The following is a 23529-nucleotide window of genomic DNA, read 5'->3' as shown; positions in this document are numbered from 1 at the left end:
GCCGGCTCACGGCGTCAAGCGCCAAGGACCCAACGGCTTCCCGCCCACCATCATTATGACAGGCTTTTCAGACACAGGGACCCAGCATTTTGATCGCTGGAAGGTCTGGGTCCCGGATCAGCGACGCATCGCCATAGGCGATGCATCTTGTCCGGGACACGGGAGGCTAGCCCAGCGGCGCGCCGTATTCAGCGTCGCTCACCGGCTCAAGCCAGGTCGAATAGACGCCGTCGAGCGCTTCCTGCATGGCGATGTGGCACATGCTGTTGGTCGGCGAGGCGCCGTGCCAGTGCACTTCGCCCGGCGGAATCCAGACGGTGTCGCCGGGACGGATTTCCTGCACCGGCCCGCCCTTGGTCTGGACGCGGCCGACGCCGGAAATCACGTAGAGCGTCTGCCCGAGCGGATGATGGTGCCAGTTGGTGCGGGCGCCGGGCTCGAATGCGACGCGCGAGACGTTCAACCGCGCCGGCGCGGGCGCCATGTTGATGGGATCCTGCAACACGGTGCCGGTGAAGTGTTCCTTCGGCGCGCGGCGGGTTGGCCGCGTGCCTGCGAGCGTGATGTCCATGGGGGTTACCTCGTTTCCTGTTACTTCTTGCTGGCGGCGTAGCGCGCCTTGGTTTCGGCGTTCATGGGATAGAGGCCGGGCAGCGCGGCGCCGTTGTTCACCTCGCCCACGATCCAGGCTTCCATCCGCTCCTGCTCGACGCCCTCGTTGAGCACGTGATCGAGCATCGCCTGCGGGATCAGCACGCAGCCGTCCTGGTCGGCGACGACGATGTCGTTCGGGAAAACGGCAATGCCGCCACAGCCGATCGGCTCGCCCCAGCCGACGAAGGTCAGGCCCGCAACCGACGGCGGCGCGGCATAGCCGTCGCACCACACCGGAAGATTGGTGCCGAGCACACCCTCGACGTCACGCACGACGCCGTCGGTGACGAGCGCGGTGACGCCGCGCTTGACCATGCGAGCGCAGAGGATGTCGCCGAAGATGCCGGCATCGGTAATGCCCATGGCGTCGACCACGGCAATGCAGCCCTCGGGCATCGCCTCGATCGCGGTGCGGGTCGAGATCGGCGAGGACCAGGATTCCGGTGTCGCCAGATCCTCGCGCGCCGGCACGAAGCGCAGCGTGAACGCCGGTCCCACCAGGCGCGGCAGGCCCGGGCGCAGCGGCCGCGCGCCCCGCATCCACACATTGCGCAGGCCCTTCTTGAGCAGGACCGTGGTGATGGTGGCAGTGGTGATGCCGGCGAGGGTCTTGCGGGCTTCGGGGGACAGCGACATGGACGAGAACGAGCTCCGAGGTGCAGGAAAGAACGCGCGCATCTTGCGAGCCGCGAGCTTTGCGTCAAGGGCCAATAGACCTGCAGAAATGCAGAGCCGGGCCGTTATGCGCCGCGATAACAAGGCTTTATCGTATCCCCCTGGATTAATTTATTGGACTTGCGGGCGCATTTACGCGAAGCAGGGGTGAGGCGGAACTCGAGCTCGAGCCCGCGCTCTCCCGAAGCCCGATTTCGACAGCTCTTCGACAGCTCATGGCCGCGACGCTTCCCCCGCCCCGCCTTCTGCCCAGTGGCGACAGCGCCGTCACGGTCGAGTTCAGCCGCACCATCGACGACGACGCCAACCAGCGCGTGCTGGCGCTCGACAAGGCGCTCGCCGCAAGCCCCATCGACGGCATCACCGAGACGGTGCCGACCTATCGCTCGCTGCTGGTGCATTACGACCCCTGCAAGATCGGTTTCGATGCGCTCGGCGACAAGCTGCTTCCGATCGCGATCCAGCCGCCGCCGCCGGTGACCAAGGCACGCCGCTGGCGCATCCCCGTCGCCTATGGCGGCGAGCATGGCATCGATCTCGAGGATGTCGCCAAAGCGCTGAGCACCACGCCCGACGACATCGTGGCCCGGCATGCGGGCGGCGACTACAAGGTCGCCATGATCGGCTTCACGCCGGGCTGGTCCTATCTCAGCGGCCTCGACAAATCCCTGCACATGTCGCGCCGGCAATCGCCGCGGCTGCTGACGCCGGCCGGCACGATCTCGATCGGCGGCGTCCAGGCCGGGATCCAGTGCCTCGCCGCCCCCAGCGGCTGGCATCTGCTCGGCCGCACGCCGGTGCGAACCTATCAGCTCCACCGCAACCCGACCTTCCTGACTGAACCCGGTGATCGCGTGACGTTCTTCGCCATCGACCACAAGAGCTTTGAGGAACTGGACCGCGCCGCCGAGGCCGGCGAGATCGTCGCCGAGCAGGTGAACGCATGAGCCGGCTGGTCGTCGCCAGCATCGGGCCGGCAAGCTCCGTTCAGGACGGCGGCCGTCACGGCGCGCAGCGCTATGGCCTGACGGTCAGCGGCGCGATGGACCGGCTATCGCTGGCCGCGGCGAATACGCTCGTCGGCAACGAGCCGTTCGCAGCGGCCGTGGAGATCGGCCCGTTTGGCGCGTCCTTCACCGCGCGCGATGGCTCCGTGCGCGTGGCGATTTCAGGCGCGCCTCGCAATGCGGACGTCGCAGGAAACCCGCTCGCCATGGACTCGTCGGTGACGCTGAAGGACGGCGAGACACTGACGCTGGGTTTTGCCCGCGGCGGTGCGTTCACGTATCTCGCCATCGAAGGCGCCATCAAGGGCGAGACGGTGTTCGGCAGCCTCGCGGTGAATGCCCGCGCCGGTCTCGGCAGCCCCTACCCGCGCCCGCTTCAGGCCGGCGACGACTTCACGGTCGATGCCGCCAGCGGCGCGCCGGAGCTGCGGATCGAGTTGCCGAAGCCCCCGAGCGGTCCGATCCGCGTCGTGCTGGGGCCGCAGGACGACGAGTTCGACGACGCCAACAAGGCGCTGTTCCTGGATAGCGAGTGGAAGATCTCGGCGACCTCGGACCGCATGGGCTACCGGCTCGAAGGTCCCGCGATCAAGCATCTTCACGGCCACAACATCGTCTCCGACGGCACCGTCAACGGCAGCATCCAGGTGCCCGGCAACGGCGCACCGATCGCGCTGATGATGGACCGCGGCACCTCGGGCGGCTATCCAAAGATCGCCACCGTGATCACCGCCGACATCGGCCGCCTCGCCCAGACCTCGGCGGGAACGGCGTTCCGCTTCAAGGCCGTCAGCATGGCCGAGGCGCAGGACGAGGCGCGCAAATTCGCGCAAATGATCAAGAACCTGCCCGATCGCCTGCGCGCGGCCGACGGCGTCGCGCTGAACATCGAGGCGCTCAGCGACGCCAACGTCGCCGGCTATGCGGTGAGCGCCGTCGATGCCGGAACCTGGCAGGTCACCGCGGAGCCCTAAACGTAACGACAAGACCAGAGGCGGAGAGCACCCATGAAGACGATCGATCTCAATTGCGACCTCGGCGAAGGTTTTGGCGCGTGGGAGATGGGCAACGACGCCGCGATGATCGAGCTGGCAAGCTCGGTCAACGTCGCCTGCGGCTTCCATGCCGGCGACCCCGACATCATGCGCCGGACGGTCGAGCTGGCGAAGGCGCGCGGCGTCTCGGTCGGCGCCCATCCCGGCTACCGCGACCTGCACGGCTTCGGCCGGCATCCGATCGCGGGCCTGAAGGCTTCCGAGATCGAAAACCTCGTCGCCTACCAGATCGGCGCGTTGCAGGCGATCGCGACCGCGGCGGGCCACAAGGTCACGCATGTGAAGGCGCACGGCGCGCTCTCCAACGTCGCCTGCGAGGACGACATGACGGCGAAGGCGATCGCCGCCGGCATCAAGGCGGTCGACCCCAGCTTGATCTTCGTCGTGCTCGCCAATTCAAAGCTGGTGAAAGCAGGCGAGGACGCCAATCTGCCTGTTGTGCACGAGGTGTTCGCCGATCGCGCCTATGAGGACGACGGCAACCTCGTCTCGCGCAAGAAGCCCGGCGCGGTGCTGCACGACGCCAAGGCGATCGCCGACCGAGTGGTGCGCATGGTGCAGGACGGCGCGGTGGTGTCGGTGACCGGCAAGGTCATCAAGATGCGCACGGATACGGTGTGCATCCACGGCGACACGCACGGCGCCGTCGAGATCGCGCGGACCTTGCGTCAGGCGTTGAAGGAAGCCGGCATAGAAGTGGCGCCGTTCAAGCGCGGGTGATGTTTGTCGTCATTCCGGGATGATGCGAAGCATCAGACCCGGAATCTCGAGGTTCCGGGTTCGGCTTCGCCGCCCCGGAACGACAACCTAGAACGGGTGCACCGACAGCGTGCCGAACACGATCGCGGCGATGACGGCGAAGGCGCTGTAGAGCCCAAGGTGATGGGCGTTCGCCACGGTCCGGCGTGACAGTGAGCGCGCGTAGAAGTGCAACCTAGCTTCCGCCGATAGTTCGCGCATGGTCGATCTCCAACGCCCCATTTGCGGGATTATGAGGGATCAACCAGGGCGGGAAGCAAGACGGTGGCGAAAATAGCGATGCGCCTCCTCCGAGAAGGCCGCATCACAGAGGTAAATTCTCTCCAGACGCGGGTTCCGAGAATCTTATTCGTTCAAATCCGAGCCAGTTGGAACCGGCTCGGCGAACGTTGAGCGACGACGGTCAGTACACGTCAGCCTGGAATCGCCCGGTCTTCTTGAGCTCGGCGACGAAACTGACGGCCTCGTCGGTCGAACGCGCGCCGAACTGGGCGACGATGTCGACCAGCGCGCGCTCGACGTCCTTGGCCATGCGCTTGGCATCGCCGCAGATGTAGAAATGCGCGCCTTCGGCGAGCCACGTCCACAACTCGCGGCCGACCTCGCGCATGCGGTCCTGCACGTAGAACTTCTTCTCGCCGTCGCGCGACCAGGCCAGCGACAACCGCGTCAATTGACCCGAGGTCTTCATCGCGTTGAGCTCTTCCTGGTAGAAGAAGTCGCAATCGCTGCGCTGATGGCCGAAGAACAGCCAGTTCTTGCCGGGCGCGCCGGTCGCCTTGCGGTCGAGCAGGAAGGCACGGAACGGGGCGATGCCCGTGCCGGGGCCGACCATGATGATCGGCGTCTTCGGATCCTGCGGCAGGCCGAAATTATGTGCCTTCTGCACATAGACCTTGAGCTTCTCGCCCTCATTGATGCGCTCGCCGAGAAAGGTCGAGGCGACACCGATGCGCTTGCGCTTGCCGATGACGTAGCGCACGGAATCGACCGTCAGCGAGAGCTTTCCGGGCGTCGCATTGTGCGAGGAGGAGATCGAGTAGAGCCGCGGCTGCAGCGGCTCCAGCGCCTCGACGAAGGCCTCCGGATGCGGCCGCGTGCCGGAGAACTTCTGCAGCGCGGCCATCACGTCGAGCGTCGCCGCATCGCCATCGGGATCCTCGCCCTGCGCCAGCGCCCTTGCCTTCTCGCGCGCCGCCCCGCCGGTGATGAAGGAGATCAGCTCGAACAGCGAGTCCGGTGCCGGCGACAGCGAGACGTCGTCGATCAGCACCTCGCGCAACGTCTTGCCGTTGACCTTGGTGGTGTGGGAGGCGCCGAGCAGCGCGATGATCTGATCGACGAGGCCGACATCGTTGCGCGCGAACACGCCAAAACTGTCGCCGACGACGTAGTCGAGCTTGCTCTCGGACAGATCGAACTCGACGTGGTAGGTCTCCTTCTCCGACTTGCCCTTGTTGAGCAGACGGCGCGACAGGAAGGTCGCCTCGGTCGGATTGTCGCGCGACCGGCCGGGCTCGGCGATGGTCACGGTCACGGCGGGCGCGGTCACCGCGTCCGCCTTCTCGGGGGCTTTCGCTGCGGGCGCCTTGTCGAGCTCCTCGTACAACGATTTCAGCATCCGCGCGGTTTCCTTGCCGCCGGGGACGCAGAGATTGAGCCGCGCCTCGCTGCGGCTCGCGATCGCCTCGGAATAGTCGTGGCAATTGTAGCCGCACTGGCCGCAATCCTGCTGCGCCATGGCCGCCATCATCTTGCGGCGCACGGGGCGGCCCTCGGCGAGCTTCATCCGGTCGGCGATCGGCATGGTCTGGTCATGCCACGGCGCTTCACCGTCGTCGCCGTCACCGGCCTGCATGATGGCGGCGCCCTGCTCCGCCGACAGGGGCGTAGCCACATCAGGCGACAGCAGCCCGGCAAAGAAGCCGTTCAGCCAGGACCGCTGCGCGTCGGAGAACGGGGCGCTGGGAGGAATGATATCGAGTTTCGGCGGAGGGGTGATCTGGTTCATGCGGACACCTGTGCATCGGCAAGCTTGCGCAGCGTCTCGCCGTCATGGCGGCGCGCAAAGGAGAGGAAGGTTTCGTCAGGCGTGGCGCGGTGGGCCATATAGGCCTTGAGCAGTCCCTCGACCGTCTTCGGTGCGTCCTCGGCCTTGAGGTCGTGATAGACCTCCTGCCCGACATCCGCATCGGGGCCGAACCCGCCGCCGGTGAAGAGGTGATAGCCCTCGACCGTATCCTCATCGTTGATCGGCACGCGCGCACCGATCAGGCCGATGTCGCTGATGTAATGCTGCGCGCAGGAATGATGGCAGCCGGTGACGTGGATGTTGACCGGCTTGTCCATGGCGACGCGCGGCTCGCACCAGTCGCCGATCTCGGCGGCATTGCGCTTGGTATTGGCAGCGGCGAAACGGCAGCCGGCATTGCCGGTGCAGGCGATCAGTCCGGCGCGGATGTGAGAAGCCTCGACCGCGAGCCCGATCTGCTTGATCGCGGCAACGGCAAGCTCGACATTCTCGTCGCGCACGCCTGAGATCAAGAGGTTCTGCCAGACCGTCAGGCGGATCTCGCCGTCGCCGAGGTCGCGCGAGACCTTGGCAAGGCCCCGCATCTGGTCGCAGCTGAGCTTGCCGAGCGTCAGCGACACGCCGATCCAGTTGAGACCGTCCTGCTTCTGCTTGTGCACGCCGACATGGGCCATGCGATCCGCCGCAGGCCGCGGCGCGAAGGCTTCTTCCGGCACGCGCGTGAACGGCGTCTTCAGCAGCTCCTCGACCAGCTTGAGGAAGCCGTCATGGCCCATGGCGTCGAGCACGTATTTCAGCCGCGCCTTGTTGCGGTTGGTGCGGTCGCCATGGTCGATGAACACGCGCACGATGGCGTCGGCGACAGCGGTCGCCTGCTCCGGCTTGACGATGATGCCCGAGTATTTGGCAAAGTCCTTGTGGCCGGTGATGCCGCCGAGGCCGAGCCGGAACCAGACGCCCGGCTCCACGCCAAAACCGTCCTTCACTTCATAGGCGGTGAAAGCGATGTCGTTGGTCTCCTCGAGCACAGCGATCCTGCCGGCGCCGTCGAAGGCGACGTTGAACTTGCGCGGCAGGCCGTAGAGCGAGCGATCGTTGAGGATGTGGTAGTGCCACTCACGCGCATAGGGCCGCGTGTCGAGGATTTCCTGCGGATCGATGCCCGCCGTCGGCGTTCCCGTCACGTTGCGGATGTTGTCGGCGCCGGAGCCGCGCGAGCAGAGGCCGAGTTCCTGGATGCCCTCGAGCAGCTTCACGGCGTGTTTCGGCGGGATCTCGCGGAGCTGCAGATTGGCGCGCGTGGTGACGTGGCTATAGGGGCCGCAGAGCTCGTCGGCGAGATCGGCAAGACCGGACAGCTGCCAGTGCTTCATGATGCCGTTCGGAATGCGCAGGCGGCACATGTAGGAGTCCTGCGTCGGCGCGACGTAGAAGATGCCGTAATAGCGCCAGCGGAAATTATCCGCCGGGCTCGGCGGGCTGTTGTCGAGCGCCTGCTGGCGCAACCGCGGATAAGCATCGAAGGGATGCTCGTCGCGCTTGAACTTCTCCTGGTCAGCAAGCTTCTTGCCCGACGCGATCACCTTGTCCTGCGCCTTGATGTGCACGGCATCGGGACCGGTGGGCTCGGCATTCGCCTTGCCGGCGCCGCCGCCAAGGCCGCGCCCGACCCGGCTGATCTGAAGACCGGTCGTAAAACCTTCGAGATAGCGCTTCTGCTCGTCGGTAAAGTCGACTGAGACTGTTTCGAGTTTCATGGGAAGTAACGAAGCTCCTGCGGCCACCTGGGTGGTATCGACGGAAAATTGCGCGACCCGCGAGGCTTTGGGCTGGCTCAAGAGCCGGCTTTGCACCCAACGGTCCGATCAGCTTCGTTGCTGCGGGACTTGGCTCAGCAGGCATCTGTGACAGGCTGGCCGCAGTGCAACATACAAGTTGCGTGCCAGCTTTCACCAAAGCGGAATTGCAGTGATTTCAAATGATTAGGGACCTGTCCGGATAATCCCGGGCCGCCCATGGCTCACGAAATTCGAGCACGCGGCTCAAAATTTAGCCAATGACAGAATTTGCTCAAAAATAATGCAGGGCCGAATCAGGCCTTCCAGCGCCCCACCTCGAAGGCCTCAAGATGCCCTCGGATGTTGTCGGGATCGAACACCGGGCCGGCGAATGCCCCGAACGCCGCGGGATCCTGCTCGGGCCGCCGGCGGCCCAGCGCCGCGTCGTAAAGGTCCGGCCTGAACACGGACATCGCCGTCTTGACGCCTTCGGACGTGAGCGCGGTCTGCCCCCACCGCACCATCTGCGCATAGAGCCAGGCGGCCTGGACCGGATCGGGGCGCCCTGCCTCCTCCCGTCCCACCAGAAGGTAGCGGCCGCTTTCGCGGAAGGTGCCGTCAGGGGAAATCTTCAAGCGCCCGGTCAGGGTGCGCTGGATGACTTCAGCATCGACGCCGATCCGCTCGGGCCGCGCCAGGATCTGCGCCGCCTCAGTGAGGTTCGCGGGCTGCTCGATGAACTCGGCCCCCCTCACCGCCGCACGCACGAGGCTTGCGACCACGTCGGGGTTCTTGTCGGCCCAGACCTGACGGACCGCCAACACCTTTTCGGCGGCGCGCACCAGGATGTCGGAGACGAAATGCAGGATGTGGCCGATGCCGAGATCGACCGCGACCGAATTCCAGGGCGCGCCGACGCAGAATGCATCGACATGGCCATTGGCGAGACTGTCGACCATGTAAGGCGGCGGCAACACGACGAGGCGTACATCCTCGTCAGGATCGACGCCAGCCGCTGCCATCCAGAACCGCAGCTGATAATTGTGGGTCGAGAACGGGAAGGTCATGCCGAAGGTCAGCGGCTCTGCCCCGGCCTTGCGCCGCTTGGCCACCAGCTTCGCCAGCGCTTTCGCCGTGACCATGGGATCGAAGCGATCGCCGTCGATCTCCTCCATCAGCGCCGCATGGAGCGCCGGCGACACCGTGATGGCATTGCCGTTGATGCCGAGATTGAAGGGCGCGGCGATCGGCACCTTGACATGGCCGAGCCCGAGCGAGGACGCGATCGCCACGGGCGCGAGCAGATGGGCCGCGTCGAACAGGCCGATATTGAGCTTGTCGCGGACGTTGGACCACGACACCTCGCGCACCAGCTCGACCTCGAGGCCTTCGGCGGCGGCAAATCCCTTGTCGACGGCAACGATCAGGGCTGCGGCATCGACCAGCGGAATGAACCCGATGCGGAGGGGGGTCGTCATTTCAGCATCTCCGACGCGGTGATGATCGACTGGGCGATCTCGCCGATTTTCTTCTTCTCGCGCATCGCGGTGGAGCGAAGCAGCACATAGGCCTCGTCCTCGGTGAGGGCCTTCACCTTCATCAGGATGCCCTTGGCGCGCTCGATGATCTTGCGGTCCTCGAGCTGCGACTTGGTGCGATCGAGCTCCTCCTGAAGCCTGGCGAAAGCGTTGAAGCGGGACACGCAGAGGTCGAGGATCGGCTTGATGCGCTCCTTCCTCAGTCCGTCAACGATATAGGCGGACACCCCCGCCTCGACCGAGGCCTGGATCGAGGCTGAATCGCTCTGGTCGACGAACATCGCGATCGGCCGCTTCACGGCGCGGCTGACCTGGAACATCGCCTCCAGCACGTCGCGGCTGGGGTTCTCCAGATCAATCAGGATGATGTCGGGGTCGACCGCATAAATACGGGCGAGCAGGCTCTGCATCTCGCTGATATGGACGACCTGCGTGAATCCGGCCTCCCGCAACCCCTCCTGGAGGATCGCGGCCCGGATCGGGCTCTCGTCGACAATCACGATTTTGGGCGACTGTTCGGCGCTCATGGCTCACTCACGGCAGGTGATTCATCCATAGCACGCCGGAACGCCCTGCAAAGGGTTGTAATTATGGGCAATTGGGACTAGCTCAGGCCGGTCAATCAGGCAGATCGGATATGGATCAGACGGCTGCGCCCAAGGTCAGCTTCGTGTCGCTCGGGTGTCCCAAGGCATTGGTGGATTCAGAGCGCATCATCACGCGCCTGCGCGCGGAGGGCTATGAGCTCGCCCGCAAGCATGACGGGGCCGACATCGTCATCGTCAACACCTGCGGCTTCCTCGACAGCGCCAAGCAGGAATCGCTCTCGGCGATCGGCGAGGCCATGGCCGAGAACGGCAAGGTGATCGTGACCGGCTGCATGGGCGCCGAGCCGGAAGCGATCGAGCAGGCCTATCCCGGCGTGCTCTCCATCACCGGCCCGCAGCAATATGAGAGCGTGCTCGACGCCGTGCATCGCGCGCTGCCGCCCGCCCACAACCCACACGTGGACCTGGTGCCGCCGCAGGGCATCAAGCTGACGCCGCGCCACTACGCCTATTTGAAGATCTCCGAGGGCTGCAACAACCGCTGCACCTTCTGCATCATCCCGAAGCTGCGCGGCGACCTCGTCTCGCGCCCGGCCAACGACGTGCTGCGCGAGGCCGAGCGCCTGGTCGGCGCCGGCGTCAAGGAGCTGCTGGTGATCTCGCAAGACACCTCGGCCTATGGCGTCGATCTCAAATATGCCGAGAGCCCGTGGAAGGACCGCCAGGTCCGCGCCAAGTTCCTGGACCTCGCGCGCGAGCTCGGCGAGCTCGGGGCCTGGGTCCGGCTGCAATATGTCTACCCCTACCCGCATGTCGACGAAGTCATCGCGCTGATGAACGAGGGCAAGGTGCTGCCCTATCTCGACATCCCGTTCCAGCATGCGAGCCCCGAGGTGCTGAAGGCGATGAAGCGGCCGGCGGCCCAGGACAAGACGCTGGCACGCATCAAGCGCTGGCGCGAGGAATGTCCTGATCTCGCCCTGCGCTCGACCTTCATCGTCGGCTTCCCCGGCGAGACCGACGCCGATTTCGAATACCTGCTCAATTGGCTGGATGAGGCCGAGATCGATCGTCTCGGCTGCTTCAAATACGAGCCGGTTGCTGGCGCGACCGCGAACGCGATCGAGAACCCGGTGCCAGAAGAGGTCAAGCAGGAGCGCTACAACGCGCTGATGGCCCGCCAACAGAAGATCTCCGCGCGCCGGCTGAAACGCAAGGTCGGCACGCGCCAGCAGATCATCATCGACGAGGTCGGGCCGACCGTGGCCAAGGGCCGCTCCAAGGCCGATGCGCCGGAGATCGACGGCGCGGTATATCTGACCAGCCGCCGGCCGTTGCGCGTCGGCGAGATCGTCACCGCCAAGATCGAGCGCGCGGATCAATACGATCTGCACGGCAGCGTCGCGGGGTTCTGAGGCGTCGACAAGAGGTCGTCGTCATGCCCGGGCTTGTCCCGGGCATCCACGTTCGTCGTACGGCGTGGCAAGACGTGGATGGCCGGGACAGGCCCGGCCATGACGCTGTGGAAGCCTCAGTGCTCCGAACTCTCGGAGAGCGGCGCCTCTCCCGACGCCTGCCGTCCGTCATGTGCGGCGAACACCTCCTTGGCTGCGAACAGTCCGTTCAGCGCCGCCGGGAAGCCCGCATAGACGGCCATCTGCATCATGATCTCCACGATCTCGTCGCGAGACAGCCCGACGTTCAGAGCCGCCTCGATATGCACTTTGAGCTGAGGCGCGGCATTTCCGAGCGCCGTCAGCGCGGCGACCGTCGCGATCTCTCGATCGCGCAGGCCGAGGCCCGGGCGACAGTAGATGTCGCCGAAGGGAAACTCGATCACGTATCGTGCGAAGTCCGGGGCGATGTCGGCGAGCGAAGCGATGACTTTCTCGCCGGCACTCCCGTCAATGCGTGACAGAGCCCGCTGGCCGCGATCGAAGCGGCTTTCGGCCTGTGTTTGGGCGTGCGTCATTTTCCTTCGTCCTCTGTTCGCCGCCGGCATAGCCGGCGATCTTGGTATCAAGGACGAGCAGGCATTCCTGGAGTTCGGCAATCTGCGTGCGAACCTGTTCCCGGTGGATTTCCAGCATCTGCCGCCGGGCAGGTCCGGTGGCTTCGCCTTCATCACGAAGCGCCGCATAACGCAACATGTCCCGGATCGGCATTCCCGTGGTCTTGAGCCGACCGAGGAATTCGATCCATGTGAGGATCGATGCGTCGAAGTCGCGCTGGCCGGAACGATCCCGGTCTGCGTATGGCAGCAGCCCGATGCGCTCGTAATAGCGCAACGTGTGCGTCGACAAGCCGGTTCGTTTTGCGAGGTCGCCGATCTTCATGGGTGCCCGTTCTCGTACTGACGCACGTACAGATACCCCTTCGAGCGCACTCTAAGTCAAGGGGTATCGCAAGGAGGCTCGAAGGTGCCGTTCCCGCGGCGTCAAGATGGCGTGACAGCAGAAGATTTCGGCGCGCCGGCTCGGCGGCAGCATCGCGGGAATCCGAGCTTCAGGCTTCCACCAGCCATTTCGGCACCCAACGCTCCGGGCGCGGTGCCCGCACAAGATCAGCTTTTGCCTCGGATAGCAGCGCCGGCGCGCCGTCGATGGTGGGACGCACATCGTATTCGAAGCTCGGCATGACGCGGCCGTCGGCATAAAGACCGAACTTCATCGCGTACCACAGCCCAAGCTCGGGCTGCGCCCTGCGCATCTCCTCGCGCAGATCGCGCAGCAGGGATTCGATCGAGACGGCCTCCTCGAACGGCTGCGGGCCGCGTGTCAACACGCTCGCCTGATACTGCTTGCCGACGATCGCGACCTCGAAGCGCGTCTGGTCCCAAGGCTTCTTGCCCTTGGGCAGATGGGCAGCCAGGCGCCAGCCGAGTTCAGCCATCAGGCGATGATTGGCCCAATAATCCTCCCGATCCCTGCTCCACTTTTCCATGAAGCCGCGGAAGTCGGGCATATCAGGCGCGCCGTCATCGCACGCCGTGCCGTCGCCGGCCGGCTGTCCGGCAAGCCATTGCGCAAGCTCGACCGTTTGAGGCTCGACCTCGTCATGGGGCTTCAGATCGCTCCAGGCGTCGTCGAAGGTTTGCGACGTCAGCTTGGCCAGCAAGACGTCGAGGCTCGGTGCCAGCAGCTCGTAATCGCCCTCGGAGCCCAGACCGACGATCGGTGGATTGTCGCGGTCAAGACCCGCGCCGTACCAGCCGCCGACAGCCGAGCCGTCCGGCAGACGCATGAACAGCGAGAACCTGTCGCGCAACGGACTGCCGTCGACGATCGGGGCGGAATCGGAAAACTGGCCCTGCAGGGAGAAGCAGCCAACGCTGCCCCAGGGGCGCCCGTTGAGCCAGGCGGCAAAATCGACCAGCAGCGGAGGCGCTTCGAGGCCCGGCGGAAATGCGCCGCGCACGCTGTCGAGGTCGATGGGATAAGACGTGTCGGACAAGGTCGAAAACTATCTGGTTGGTCCCGCCCCTCTTGGTCTGAGCCGGGTTGCGTCCGGTTCGAACCAATTCGCGCGCCTCGATCACAAACGCGCCAGCGGCGCGATGGTTCTGCGGGGCGAGCGATGAAATGGGCCGGAAAAGGTCGGTATCGGGTGCGGGCAATCTGCGCCCACGCCGTGTGACACTATAGTGCATTCACGCGGAGGTCACGGACTCGTCCTAACTCTCCCGACGTTTTCAACGCGAGCGAGGAAACGAGGATGAGCCGCCTCTCGAACATGCTGCGCACGCAGCGCTTCGACGATTACCGCTTCTATCACCAGAGCACTGTCAACCAGACGCTGCACCTGATCAGCGCCGTCATCTTCCTCGGCTGCTACGCACTGCTGTTCAAGGACGCAGCGCTCGCGGGCCTCGTCGGCTGGCTTGCGATGCTGACGCGGCAGACCGGGCATTTCTTCTTCGAGCCGAACGGCTATGATTCCGTCAACGACGTCAGCAACGATTACAAGGAAGCGGTGAAAGTCGGCTACAACCAGAGCCGCAAGATCGTCCTGCTGCTGGTGTGGGGCAGCGCGCCGGTTGCGCTGTATGCGTTCCCTTCCCTGTTCGGGCTGTTCGATCCGCCGGTCTCGCGTCTCGATTTCATCCGTCACGTCGGCGCGCTCTGGCTCGCGATCGGCATCGGCGGTGGTCTTGCGCGCATGCTCCAGCTGTTCGTGACACGCGATGCCACGACCGGCCTCGTCTGGATGTTCAAGGTCCTGACCGACCCCTTTCACAACATCGCGCTTTACTGGAATTCGCCGCTCAAGCTGCTGCGCGGCGAGCTGATCGACACCTCGATTGCGGCTGCCGATTGGGGCCACGACGACGCCGAGGAAGCGCCGCACCTGACCTGAGCGGTGCACGCGAGGGCTGTGTCTTGCAAAACACCCGCTTGACAAACCCTGCCATTCGGCTGTACGGACGCGCCCCATGATCAACCGGACCAACCAGCGCACCGAAATGCTCCGCCGTCGCTCCCGCGACGACGAGAGGGTGCGCCATGTCCGAGGACGCCGCTGAACCACTGAATTCAGCCGAGGTTTTCGAGAAGGCCGCACCCGCAAGGTGCGGCCTTTCTGCTTTTTGCACCCCATTTCCACCCGCCTCCAGAGGAGTTCGACATGACGACGCATCCGTACGACGCGCTGATGGACATCACCGCACGGCCGAAGGCCGTGTTCGTCCGCGGCGCGGGCTCCTACCTCTGGGACGACAGCCGCAAGCGCTATCTCGACTTCGTGCAGGGCTGGGCCGTCAACTGCCTTGGCCACTCCCCGGCGGTGGTCGCCGACGCGCTTGGCGCGCAGGCCAAGCGGCTGCTGACGCCGAGCCCGGCCTTCTACAACGAGCCGAGCCTGAAGCTTGCCGAGGCGCTGGTCGCAAACAGTGCATTCGACCAGGTGTTCTTTGCCAACTCGGGTGCCGAAGCCAATGAGGGCGCGATCAAGCTCGCGCGCAAATATGGCAGCCTGCACAGGAACGGCGCGTTCGAGATCATCAGCTTCGAAGGCGGGTTCCACGGCCGCACGCTCGCGACGATGTCGGCCTCGGGCAAGAAGGCGTTCGAGCCGCTGTTCGAGCCGAAGGTCGCCGGCTTCAAGAAGGCGAAGCTGAACGACATCGCCTCGGTCGAAGCGCTGATCAACGACAACACCGTCGCCGTGATGCTCGAACCGATCCAGGGTGAGTCCGGCGTGTGGCCCGCGACCGATGCGTTCCTGCAAGAGCTGCGCGCGCTGACCGAGGCGCACGGCCTCTTGCTCATCTTCGACGAGATCCAGACCGGCATGGGCCGGACCGGAAAGCTCTTCCATTATGAGCATACCGGGATTGCGCCCGACATCATGACGCTCGGCAAGGGCATCGGCGGCGGCGTGCCGCTCGCAGCCCTGCTCGCGACCGAACGCGCCTCCTGCTTCGAGCACGGCGACCAGGGCGGCACGTTCAACGGCAACCCGATCATGTGCGCGGCGGGCCTCGCGGTGCTCGAGGAGGTCTCCAAGCCGGACTTCCTGAAACAGGCCGCCGAGACCGGCCTCCTGCTCGAAAGCGAGCTGCAGAAGGTCTCGGCCCGGCACGGGCTCGGCGGTGTGCGGGGGCGCGGCCTGTTGCTCGCGCTCGACCTCAAGCTGCCGATCGCGCCCGGCATCGTCGCGCAGGCATTCGAAGCCGGCGTGCTGCTCAATGCCCCGCAGGTCGACACCCTGCGCTTCATGCCGGCGCTGAATGTCGCGAAGGCAGAGATCGCCGAGATGATCGATTGTCTCGACGGAATTTTGACCAAGGCCGGCGCGGCAAGACGCGTCGCGTAAGCGGAGACGATGGAGACGGCCGGACGCACCCGGCCATCTCGGGCGAACTCCGCAAGCGCATGGCTTTCATTGCAGTTTGCGGAGTACGTCATGTTCAAGATCGTCCATCATATCTCCGACATCCAGCCGGCGGTGGCCGGCAAGAAGGAGATCCGGTTTCTCACCCAGCCCAACGGCATCACGCTCGGCTGCTATCTGTTCTCGGATTCCAAGACCTTCGACTCGATCGAGGCGCTGGAGTGCCGGGGCATCGCGTTCGACGGCAAGGGGCAGATCGTCTCGCGGCCGCTGCACAAGTTCTTCAATCTCGGCGAGAAAGAATCGCTGTTTCCGGACCGGGTGCTTGCGCGCGACGACATCGTCGCAATCTTCGACAAGATCGACGGCAGCATGATCGCGACCGCCCGGATCGACGGCAAGCTCGCGTGGCGGTCGAGGAAGTCGTTCGACTCCTCGGTCGTGAAGCTCACAGCCGTTGATTCAAGCCAGAACGCCGGCATCCAGACCTTCGCCGAGGAGGTCGCCAGCAGCGGGCTGACCGCGATCTTCGAGCTGACGCATCCGGAGGCGCGTATCGTCGTCGCCCCGGAGGCCGCGGCGCTGCGCCTGCTCCACGTGCGGGACAACGTCACGGGTGCCTATGTGATGCTGGATCCAGGCCATGCCATTCATGACCTGATCGTGCGGCACAGGGTCCCATTGGTCGAGCGGTTTGACGGCTTGTCGCTGGCCGGCGCGCTTGAGTCGCTGGCCGAGATGAACGGCCGGGAGGGCTTCGTCGTGCAGTTCGCCAATGGTGACATGCTCAAGGCCAAGTGCCCCTGGTACCAACGGCTGCACCGGAGCATCACCTTCCTGCGCGAGCGGGACATCGCCTGGCTCGCCATCAAGGAGGAGCTCGACGACGTCAAGGGTGCGCTGGCCGAGGCCGGCATCGACCTTGCCGCCGTCAACGAAGTCGAGACGCGGCTCAAGACAATGCTTGGCGGCATGATGGATGAGGTCGAAGCGCTCTACCAGAAGGGCCGAGATCTTGACCGCAAGGATTTTGCGATCGCGACCCGGGCGCATCCGCTGTTTGGCCTCGCCATGCAGCGCTACCTCGGCAAGGAAGTTACCCTGCTCGACTGGTACGGGCGCACACGGCTGAAGAACGATTTCAGCTTGCGCGTGCTCGCCAACGAAACGCTGGCCGATGCGATGGACGGCTGATGCGAAAAAGTCCCCAATGCGCCTCACGCGCATTGGGGACCTATGGTTCCGTAGCTCAAGGGATAGAGCACCGCGTTGCGGACGCGGAGGCTCGAGGTTCGAGTCCTCGCGGAACCACCATTTACGGCTTCAGGATCGACGCGCCCGTGGTCTTGCGGCTTTCCAGATCGATATGGGCTTTCGCGGCGTCCTTCAGCGCATAAGCGTGGTTGATCGGCACGTGCAGCTTGCCGTTGATGACGGCGGCGAACAGCGTGTCGGCGCCTTCCAGCAGCTCCTTGCGCGTGCCGATATAGTCGTTGAGCTTCGGCCTCGTCGCGAACAGCGAGCCGTGGTTGTTGAGCTCGGCGATCGAGAACGGCGGCACGGGACCCGAGGCGTTGCCGAACGAGACGAACATGCCGCGCGGCTTCAGGCAGGACAGCGAGCCCGGGAAGGTCGATTTGCCGACGCCGTCATAGACGACGTCGCAGCCTTCGTTGCGGCTGATCTGTTTTACGCGCGCGACAAAATCCTCTTCATTGTACAGGATGACGTGGTCGCAGCCATTGGCTTCCGCAAGCTCGGCCTTCTCGCGCGAGCCGACCGTGCCGATGACGTGCGCCCCGAGCGCCCTCGCCCATTGGCAGGCCAGCAGGCCGATGCCGCCGGCCGCGGCATGGATCAGCACGCGGTGATGCGGTTCGACCCTGAAAGTCTTGTGCAGGAGGTACCAGACGGTGAGCCCCTTCAGCATCAGCACGGCGCCCTGCTCGTGCGTGATGTGGTCGGGCAGCTTGACCAGCTTCTCCCAGGGGATGTTGCGCTCGCCGGCGTACGCGCCGAGATTGTGGTAGTAGGCGACGCGGTCGCCGGGATGGAAATTGGTCACGCCGGGCCCGACCGCGACCACCTCGCCCGACGCCTCGTTGCCGGCAATGAAGGGCAGCCCCGGCGCCTTGTAGAGCCCGGTGCGATAATAGACGTCGATGAAGTTCAGGCCGACCGCATGCTGGCGAATGCGCACCTCGCCGGGACCGGGCGCCGGAACGTCGACGCTCTCATAGACCAGGGCCTCGGGGCCCCCGACCTTGTGCACACGGACCGCTTTGGTCATCACCTGACCTCCTCTTCTCCAAGACTGAGCGAAAGACATCACGCCCGCCTTGTCAACTCGATGGGTGCTGGGAACGGCTAGGCGGACGGCTTGCCGGTTTTCCTGCGGTTGCGCCGCGCCAGCACGTTGAAGAATTCCACCGCTGCCGAGAACGCAATTGCGAAATAGATGTAGCCGCGCGGAATGTGGAATTTGAATCCGTCCGCGACCAGCGCGACGCCGATCAGCACCAGGAAGGCCAGCGCCAGCATCTTCGTGGTCGGATGCTCCGCGACAAAGCGCGCCACCGGCCCCGACGAGATGTACATGATGAGGCAAGCGATCACGACCGCTGCGATCATGATCTCGATATCCTCAGCCATGCCGATCGCGGTGATGATCGAATCCAGCGAGAAAACGATGTCGACGACGATGATCTGGGCGATCACCCAGAAGAAGGCGCTGCGGCCCGACCTCTGATTCTTATCGCCGTCGTCGGCTTCGACCTCGGCGTGGATCTCGTGCGTCGCCTTCGCGATCAGGAAAAGGCCGCCACCGATCAGGATCAGGTCGCGCCAGGAGAAGTCCTGCCCCGCAACCGAGACCACCGGCGCAGTCAGGCCGATCAGCCAGACCAGCAGGCTGAGCAGGATGAGGCGGAATATCAGCGCCAGCGCCAGTCCGATCTGGCGGGCGCGATGCGCCTGCTGCTCGGGGATGCGCGAGACGATGACCGATATGAAGATGACGTTGTCGATGCCAAGCACGATCTCGAGCGCCGTCAACGTCAGCAGCGCCGCCCAGGCTTCGGGGCTGGTGACGAGGTGCATCATGCGAAGGATCTGACGAGACGGATCAGGGCATCGCTGAAGCTGATCCAGAGCGCGATGGCGCAGAGCACGATCGTGACGGCGGTGCCGACGCGAAAATCCATCTCCAGCACATAGAGGCCGAGCACCGCCCAGACCGCGATCAGCGACATCGTCAGCCAGCGCAGCCGCACCACGCGAACCGGATGCAGCACGTGGAACGGCACGAAGGTCAGCACGACGAGCGCGGCCACCAGCAGCGTCGACCACAGCGGCGGCCAGTGCAGCAGGAACAGGTAGAACGCCGCCGCATTCCACAGCGCCGGGAAGCCGCGGAAATGATTGTCGTCAGCCTTCATGCGCAGATCGGCGAAATATAACGCACTGGTGACGATGATGGCGATGCCGAGCAAGGGAGCCGCGACCGGCAGCAGCAAGCCGCTAGCCACGATCGCATAAGCCGGCACGAACACATAGGTGACGAAGTCGACCACGAGATCGAGCACGTCGCCCGACCAGTTCGGCTGCACGTTCTTGACGTCGAGCCGGCGCGCGATCGGACCGTCGATCGCGTCGATGATCAGGGCGACGCCCAGCCACTGAAACATCGCCGCCCAGTGCTCGCGCACGGCCTCCAGCATCGCCAATAGCGCGATCGCCGCACCGAATGCGGTGAAGATGTGCACCGAGAACGCCGCGGCGCGGATCGCGGGCGTGGGCTTCAGGGAATCCTCTTGGCTGTCCATGGCTCCTGCTACCAGAACGGGGCCGGTTTGCACATCTGCCATTGCAGCGCGCGGTCGTTGCCCTCGCCCCGTCATTCCGGGGCGACGCGAAGCGTCGAGCCCGGAATCCATTGTTCGACCGTCTCTGAGGGCCGATGGATTCCGGGTTCGCGCCAGGAGGCGCGCCCCGGAACGTCGCCGGAGAGACTGCGCTTGAATTTGCCGCCGGGCGTGTCATTTGTTCCTCCATGACAGACGCATCGACACTTTATGACACCGCCGTGATCGGCGGCGGACCGGCGGGACTTGCCGCGGCGATCGCGCTGGCGCAGGCGGGCGCGCGGACCGCACTGGTGGCGCGGCGCGTTCCCTATGCCGACAATCGCACCACTGCATTGCTGGGTGCTTCCGTCGACCTCCTGGAGACGCTCGAGGTCTGGTCCCGCTGCAGGGACAAGGCGGCCGCGCTGGAGGTCATGCGCCTCGTCGACGACACCGGCCGGCTGTTCCGCAGCCCCGAGGTTCGCTTCTCCTGTCACGAAATCGGGCTCGACGCCTTCGGCTACAACATCGCCAATCGCTCGCTGATGCTGGCGCTGGAAGAGCGCGCGGCGGAGCTGCCCAATCTCGTTCGTCTCGACGACGAGGCCGAAAGCGTCGTGATCGAGGCCGACGACGTCGCGATCCGCACGGCCTCAGGACAGTTTCTCACGGCCCGCCTCGTGGTCGGCGCCGACGGTCGGCATTCGCTGTGCCGGGAAGCTGCCGGGATCGAGGTGACGCGGCGCGAGCTGACGCAGACGGCGCTGACCTTCAACGTCGGCCACACCAGGCCGCATCGCAACGTCTCGACCGAGTTCCACACGCCGCACGGGCCTTGCGTGTTCGTGCCTCTGCCCGGCGACCGCTCCAGCGTCGTCTGGGTCTCGGCGCCTGCCGAGGCCGAGCGGCTGCGGAGCCTCGATGACGCGGAGCTGTCTGCAGCGATCGAGAAGCAGTCGCATTCGATCCTTGGCCGCATGAGTGTGGAGCCCGGCCGCAACCTGTTCCCGCTGGCGATCGAACGTCCGAAATCCTTCGGCCGCGACCGCATCGCGCTGGTCGGCGAAGCCGCCCATGTGGTTCCCCCGATCGGCGCCCAGGGCCTCAATCTCGGCCTGCGCGATGCCGCCGACATCGCGCGGCTTGCGGGCGAAGCCCTCGCCGCCGGCCAGGATCCCGGCGCGCCCGAGGTGCTCAAGCGCTACGACCGCGCGCGGCGCCCGGACATTCTGAGCCGGACGTTTGCGATCGACATCGCCAACCGTTCCCTGCTCAACGACTTCCTGCCGCTGCAGCCGGTCCGCGCCGTCGGCATGCACCTGCTCGGCGCCATCGGCCCGCTCCGGCGCCTTGCGATGCGCGAGGGCCTGACGCCGACCTGGCGAAGGTAGAGCCGCTCACGGAAACGCCAGCCGTCCCGTCTGGATCGCCCACATCACGCTGGTCAGCGTGACCACCGACGCAAACGTCCCGAGCAGCACCGCGACGGAGGCGGACTCGATCCAGGCATCGTTCTGCCGGGCGATCACGAACACGTTGAGCGCCGGCGGCAGCGAAGCCATCAGCACGGCGGTCGCGGCCCAGGGCTGTGCGAACGGCCCGAACGCCAGCATGAGGCCGAACGCCGCAAGCGGATGGAACAGCAGCTTCACCGCGATCACGCCGGGGACCTCCCAGGGCACGCGGTCGAACGGCCGCAGCGCCACGGTCACGCCGAGCACGAACAGCGCAGTCGGGGCCGCCGCGTTCTGCAGGAAGGTGATGGTGCGATCGAGCGCGACGGGCATCTCGATATGCAGCGAAGCGAAGGCTGCGCCAAAACACGCCGACATGATCAGCGGGTTGAGCACGATCTGCTTCAGCACGACGCCGAAGGCATGCACGATCGAGGGATGGTCGCGGTCGGACAGCTCGATCAAGAGCGGCACGATGGTGAACAGGAAGATGCTGTCGCAGCAGAAGATCAGCGCGGTCGGCGCGGACGCCTTCGATCCCAGCACCGCAAGCGCCAGCCCTGGCCCCATATAGCCGATATTGCCGTAGCCGCCGGACAGGCCCGCGAGCGTCGCCTCGCGCAATGTCAGCCGGCCAAGGACCTTGCCCACCACCAGCGCCAGGGTGAACGCGGCGACGGTGGACAGCGTGGTCGCCACCAGGAATGGCGGGTTGTTCAATTCCGAGAACGGCGTCTTGGACATGATCGCGAACAGCAGCGCCGGCAGCGACACATAGAGCAGGAAGAAGTTCATCCAGGCGAGGCCTGATTCCGGCAGCGATTTGACCTTGCCACAAGCAAACCCGACGAAGATCAAGCCGAAATAAGGTAGCGCCAGATTGAGGATATCGACCATTGATGAAGTGTTTTCTGAAGATTTGGGGGCTATCTGCCCCTGAAGTGAACGTCAATTCCAAATGAGGCCACTAGCATCGGCCACAATCCTGGTCTATCGACGGGGAATGATTAAAGCGCGGACCGCCAAATTCCAGATCGGACAGGTCGTGCGCCACCGGATCTTCTCGTTCCGGGGCGTGATCTTCGACATCGATCCGGAATTCAACAACACCGAGGAGTGGTGGCTGTCGATCCCCGAGGAGGTACGGCCCCACAAGGACCAGCCGTTCTACCACCTGCTCGCGGAGAACGCGGAGTCCGAGTACGTCGCCTATGTTTCCGAGCAGAATCTGCTGCCCGACGAGTCCGGCGAGCCGATCCGGCATTCCCAGGTGGCCGAGATCTTCATCAAGAACAAGGATGGCGGCTATCGCCCGCGCAATCCCTCGCTGAACTGACATTCGTCGCCGGCAAACGGCCAGCAAAAAAGGCGCTCAAATCGAGCGCCTTTTTCATGTCCGGAGCCTGGCTCCGATTACTTCTGACCTGCTGGAGCGGCGCCCGGGGCACCACCGCCCTGCTCGAGCTTCTTGCGCTGCTCGTCGGCTTTCTTCTGGAGCTCCTCCTGGAGCTTCTTCTGGTTTTCCTCGAACACCTTCGGATCGGTCGGCGGACCGTCATAGGCCTTCTGGAATTCGCCGGCGAGCGGCAGCGGCAGGGTCAGCGGCGCGCCGTTGGCGTTGATCGCCTGGACAACGAGATTCTGGCCCTTCTTCATGCTGTTGATGAGCTCGGGCGTCGCCTCGTAGTCCGACATGCAGCCGTTCTGGAAGCAGATCACATAGGGCTGCTGGAGCGGCGCGTTGCTGTCCACGATGATGCGGGTGCCGTGCACGAGCTGCATGCCGAGCGGCAGCGTCACGCGCAGGATCTTCTTCGGTTCGCCTTCCGGCTCGATGATGACGGCGGCGATGACCGGCTGGCCCGATTCGATGCGGCCGTCCTTGCCGGTGAAGCAGACCTGCTTGGCGTTGGCGTCCTGGCCCTTGAGGCAGAACTTGGTCCAGGGGGCGTAGATCAGCTGGATCTGCTGATCGGCCGGCTGGGCCGCGCCCTGCTGCGCCGGAGCGCCTGCGGCGGGAGCTTGCTGAGCAGGAGCCTGAGCGGCCGGCGCCGGAGCCTTGGGGGCGGCCTTGGGAGCCGCTTTCGGGGCCGGAGCCGCCTTGGGCGCGCCGGGGGCCGGTGCCGGAGTTTGGGCCTCGGCGGCAAACGGGACGGCCAACGCCGTCGCCGTCAACAAGGCGAGAAGTCGCCCGCGCGGCCGGACGGACGCGGCCAAGTAACGGAAATTCATTGCGGAAAACCCTTTCTGAACGGGAAGTGCCCGAACCGCTCCGAAGCGCCGAACCTGGCCGCCTTGGGCGCGGCTCTCTCCCCGTCAATTGAGGCGGATAAGTGACGGGCTCGACGCTCT

24 protein-coding genes and 1 tRNA gene are annotated in these 23529 nt (G+C 65.1%); 10 read left to right on the top strand and 15 right to left on the bottom strand.

The features are described 5' to 3' along the window. Positions 1 to 166: 166 nt before the first annotated feature. Positions 167 to 571 carry a (R)-mandelonitrile lyase gene (locus UNPF46_RS16230; protein ID WP_142250675.1) on the bottom strand — a complete coding sequence of 135 codons (405 nt, stop codon included), beginning with the start codon at positions 569 to 571 and terminating at the stop codon, positions 167 to 169. Positions 572 to 591: 20 nt separating this feature from the next. After that, positions 592 to 1290: a ribonuclease activity regulator RraA gene (locus UNPF46_RS16225; protein WP_142250674.1), complete on the bottom strand. Its 699-nt coding sequence runs from the start codon at positions 1288 to 1290 to the stop codon at positions 592 to 594. A gap of 254 nt (positions 1291 to 1544) precedes the next feature. Here UNPF46_RS16225 and pxpB point away from each other — a divergent pair, with 254 nt between their 5' ends. From pxpB to UNPF46_RS16210, 3 genes are read left to right on the top strand one after another with little or no spacing between them, the layout of a single operon-like run. Further along, positions 1545 to 2276: a 5-oxoprolinase subunit PxpB gene (pxpB, locus tag UNPF46_RS16220; protein WP_100174763.1), complete on the top strand. Its 732-nt coding sequence runs from the start codon at positions 1545 to 1547 to the stop codon at positions 2274 to 2276. Continuing rightward, positions 2273 to 3310: a 5-oxoprolinase subunit C family protein gene (locus UNPF46_RS16215; RefSeq protein WP_142250673.1), complete on the top strand. Its 1038-nt coding sequence runs from the start codon at positions 2273 to 2275 to the stop codon at positions 3308 to 3310. The genes pxpB and UNPF46_RS16215 overlap by 4 nt, the downstream gene beginning before the upstream one ends. 33 nt (positions 3311 to 3343) lie before the next feature. Beyond that, positions 3344 to 4111, top strand: coding sequence for a LamB/YcsF family protein (locus UNPF46_RS16210; protein WP_100174765.1), 768 nt, complete (start codon positions 3344 to 3346; stop codon positions 4109 to 4111). An 87-nt stretch (positions 4112 to 4198) separates the two neighbouring features. Here the strand turns inward: UNPF46_RS16210 and UNPF46_RS16205 are convergent, their stop codons facing one another. From UNPF46_RS16205 to UNPF46_RS16185, 5 genes are all read right to left on the bottom strand, one after another. Continuing rightward, the gene (locus UNPF46_RS16205; protein WP_174718688.1) at positions 4199 to 4351 is read right to left on the bottom strand and encodes a hypothetical protein; all 153 of its coding nucleotides are present in this window, start codon (positions 4349 to 4351) and stop codon (positions 4199 to 4201) included. A gap of 202 nt (positions 4352 to 4553) precedes the next feature. Beyond that, entirely contained in the window at positions 4554 to 6161 is a 1608-nt protein-coding gene (locus tag UNPF46_RS16200) for a sulfite reductase subunit alpha (protein ID WP_142250672.1), read from the bottom strand. Continuing rightward, positions 6158 to 7939 (bottom strand): NirA family protein, encoded by a 1782-nt coding sequence (locus UNPF46_RS16195; RefSeq protein WP_181769961.1) that lies wholly within the window; start codon positions 7937 to 7939, stop codon positions 6158 to 6160. Before UNPF46_RS16195 ends, UNPF46_RS16200 begins: the two co-directional genes overlap by 4 nt. Before the next feature lie 335 nt (positions 7940 to 8274). Further along, positions 8275 to 9438 carry a CmpA/NrtA family ABC transporter substrate-binding protein gene (locus tag UNPF46_RS16190; RefSeq protein WP_142250670.1) on the bottom strand — a complete coding sequence of 388 codons (1164 nt, stop codon included), beginning with the start codon at positions 9436 to 9438 and terminating at the stop codon, positions 8275 to 8277. Beyond that, positions 9435 to 10025, bottom strand: coding sequence for an ANTAR domain-containing response regulator (locus tag UNPF46_RS16185; RefSeq protein ID WP_100174770.1), 591 nt, complete (start codon positions 10023 to 10025; stop codon positions 9435 to 9437). Before UNPF46_RS16185 ends, UNPF46_RS16190 begins: the two co-directional genes overlap by 4 nt. A gap of 110 nt (positions 10026 to 10135) precedes the next feature. Between UNPF46_RS16185 and rimO the strand changes: the two genes are divergently transcribed. Beyond that, positions 10136 to 11461, top strand: a complete 1326-nt coding sequence (gene rimO, locus UNPF46_RS16180) for a 30S ribosomal protein S12 methylthiotransferase RimO (RefSeq protein WP_142250669.1) — start codon at positions 10136 to 10138, stop codon at positions 11459 to 11461. A gap of 116 nt (positions 11462 to 11577) precedes the next feature. Here rimO and UNPF46_RS16175 read toward each other — a convergent pair whose 3' ends face one another. The 3 genes from UNPF46_RS16175 to UNPF46_RS16165 all read right to left on the bottom strand — a co-directional run bounded on the left by UNPF46_RS16175 (position 11578) and on the right by UNPF46_RS16165 (position 13499). Further along, positions 11578 to 12018: a carboxymuconolactone decarboxylase family protein gene (locus UNPF46_RS16175; RefSeq protein ID WP_142250668.1), complete on the bottom strand. Its 441-nt coding sequence runs from the start codon at positions 12016 to 12018 to the stop codon at positions 11578 to 11580. Then, entirely contained in the window at positions 11951 to 12382 is a 432-nt protein-coding gene (locus UNPF46_RS16170) for a MerR family transcriptional regulator (RefSeq protein WP_142250667.1), read from the bottom strand. Before UNPF46_RS16170 ends, UNPF46_RS16175 begins: the two co-directional genes overlap by 68 nt. Before the next feature lie 169 nt (positions 12383 to 12551). Further along, entirely contained in the window at positions 12552 to 13499 is a 948-nt protein-coding gene (locus UNPF46_RS16165; RefSeq protein ID WP_142250666.1) for a hypothetical protein, read from the bottom strand. Positions 13500 to 13760: 261 nt separating this feature from the next. On the opposite strand from UNPF46_RS16165, the gene UNPF46_RS16160 reads away from it, so the two are divergent. The 4 genes from UNPF46_RS16160 (at position 13761) to UNPF46_RS16145 (ending at position 17192) form a co-directional block, all read left to right on the top strand. Further along, positions 13761 to 14402 carry a hypothetical protein gene (locus UNPF46_RS16160; protein ID WP_100174775.1) on the top strand — a complete coding sequence of 214 codons (642 nt, stop codon included), beginning with the start codon at positions 13761 to 13763 and terminating at the stop codon, positions 14400 to 14402. 267 nt (positions 14403 to 14669) lie between these two features. Then, positions 14670 to 15860 carry an acetylornithine transaminase gene (locus tag UNPF46_RS16155; protein ID WP_142250665.1) on the top strand — a complete coding sequence of 397 codons (1191 nt, stop codon included), beginning with the start codon at positions 14670 to 14672 and terminating at the stop codon, positions 15858 to 15860. Between the two features lie 90 nt (positions 15861 to 15950). Further along, positions 15951 to 17072 carry an RNA ligase gene (locus tag UNPF46_RS16150; RefSeq protein WP_142250664.1) on the top strand — a complete coding sequence of 374 codons (1122 nt, stop codon included), beginning with the start codon at positions 15951 to 15953 and terminating at the stop codon, positions 17070 to 17072. 44 nt (positions 17073 to 17116) lie between these two features. Continuing rightward, positions 17117 to 17192, top strand: a tRNA-Arg gene (locus UNPF46_RS16145). 1 nt (position 17193) lies between these two features. Here the strand turns inward: UNPF46_RS16145 and UNPF46_RS16140 are convergent. The 3 genes from UNPF46_RS16140 to pcsA all read right to left on the bottom strand — a co-directional run bounded on the left by UNPF46_RS16140 (position 17194) and on the right by pcsA (position 19744). Continuing rightward, entirely contained in the window at positions 17194 to 18168 is a 975-nt protein-coding gene (locus UNPF46_RS16140; protein ID WP_100174778.1) for a quinone oxidoreductase family protein, read from the bottom strand. 77 nt (positions 18169 to 18245) lie between these two features. Then, positions 18246 to 18980, bottom strand: coding sequence for a TerC family protein (locus UNPF46_RS16135; RefSeq protein WP_142250663.1), 735 nt, complete (start codon positions 18978 to 18980; stop codon positions 18246 to 18248). Next, positions 18977 to 19744: a phosphatidylcholine synthase gene (gene pcsA, locus UNPF46_RS16130; RefSeq protein WP_100174780.1), complete on the bottom strand. Its 768-nt coding sequence runs from the start codon at positions 19742 to 19744 to the stop codon at positions 18977 to 18979. The genes UNPF46_RS16135 and pcsA overlap by 4 nt, the downstream gene beginning before the upstream one ends. 185 nt (positions 19745 to 19929) lie before the next feature. Between pcsA and UNPF46_RS16125 the strand changes: the two genes are divergently transcribed. Beyond that, positions 19930 to 21114 carry a UbiH/UbiF family hydroxylase gene (locus UNPF46_RS16125; protein ID WP_100174781.1) on the top strand — a complete coding sequence of 395 codons (1185 nt, stop codon included), beginning with the start codon at positions 19930 to 19932 and terminating at the stop codon, positions 21112 to 21114. Between the two features lie 6 nt (positions 21115 to 21120). Here the strand turns inward: UNPF46_RS16125 and UNPF46_RS16120 are convergent, their stop codons facing one another. Beyond that, complete coding sequence (locus tag UNPF46_RS16120) at positions 21121 to 22074, bottom strand: AEC family transporter (RefSeq protein WP_100174782.1); 954 nt, start codon at positions 22072 to 22074, stop codon at positions 21121 to 21123. Positions 22075 to 22180: 106 nt separating this feature from the next. On the opposite strand from UNPF46_RS16120, the gene hspQ reads away from it, so the two are divergent. Continuing rightward, on the top strand, positions 22181 to 22513 hold the full coding sequence (gene hspQ / locus UNPF46_RS16115; protein ID WP_018317973.1) for a heat shock protein HspQ: 333 nt from the start codon (positions 22181 to 22183) through the stop codon (positions 22511 to 22513). Between the two features lie 77 nt (positions 22514 to 22590). Here the strand turns inward: hspQ and UNPF46_RS16110 are convergent, their stop codons facing one another. Further along, the gene (locus tag UNPF46_RS16110; protein WP_097662269.1) at positions 22591 to 23409 is read right to left on the bottom strand and encodes an invasion associated locus B family protein; all 819 of its coding nucleotides are present in this window, start codon (positions 23407 to 23409) and stop codon (positions 22591 to 22593) included. Positions 23410 to 23529 lie beyond the last annotated feature (120 nt).

Source organism: Bradyrhizobium sp. UNPF46 (genome assembly GCF_006658625.1).
GTDB lineage: Bacteria > Pseudomonadota > Alphaproteobacteria > Rhizobiales > Xanthobacteraceae > Bradyrhizobium > Bradyrhizobium nitroreducens.
Note: the sequence above shows the minus strand (reverse complement) of the source record. Positions and strands in the feature narration are given on the sequence as shown.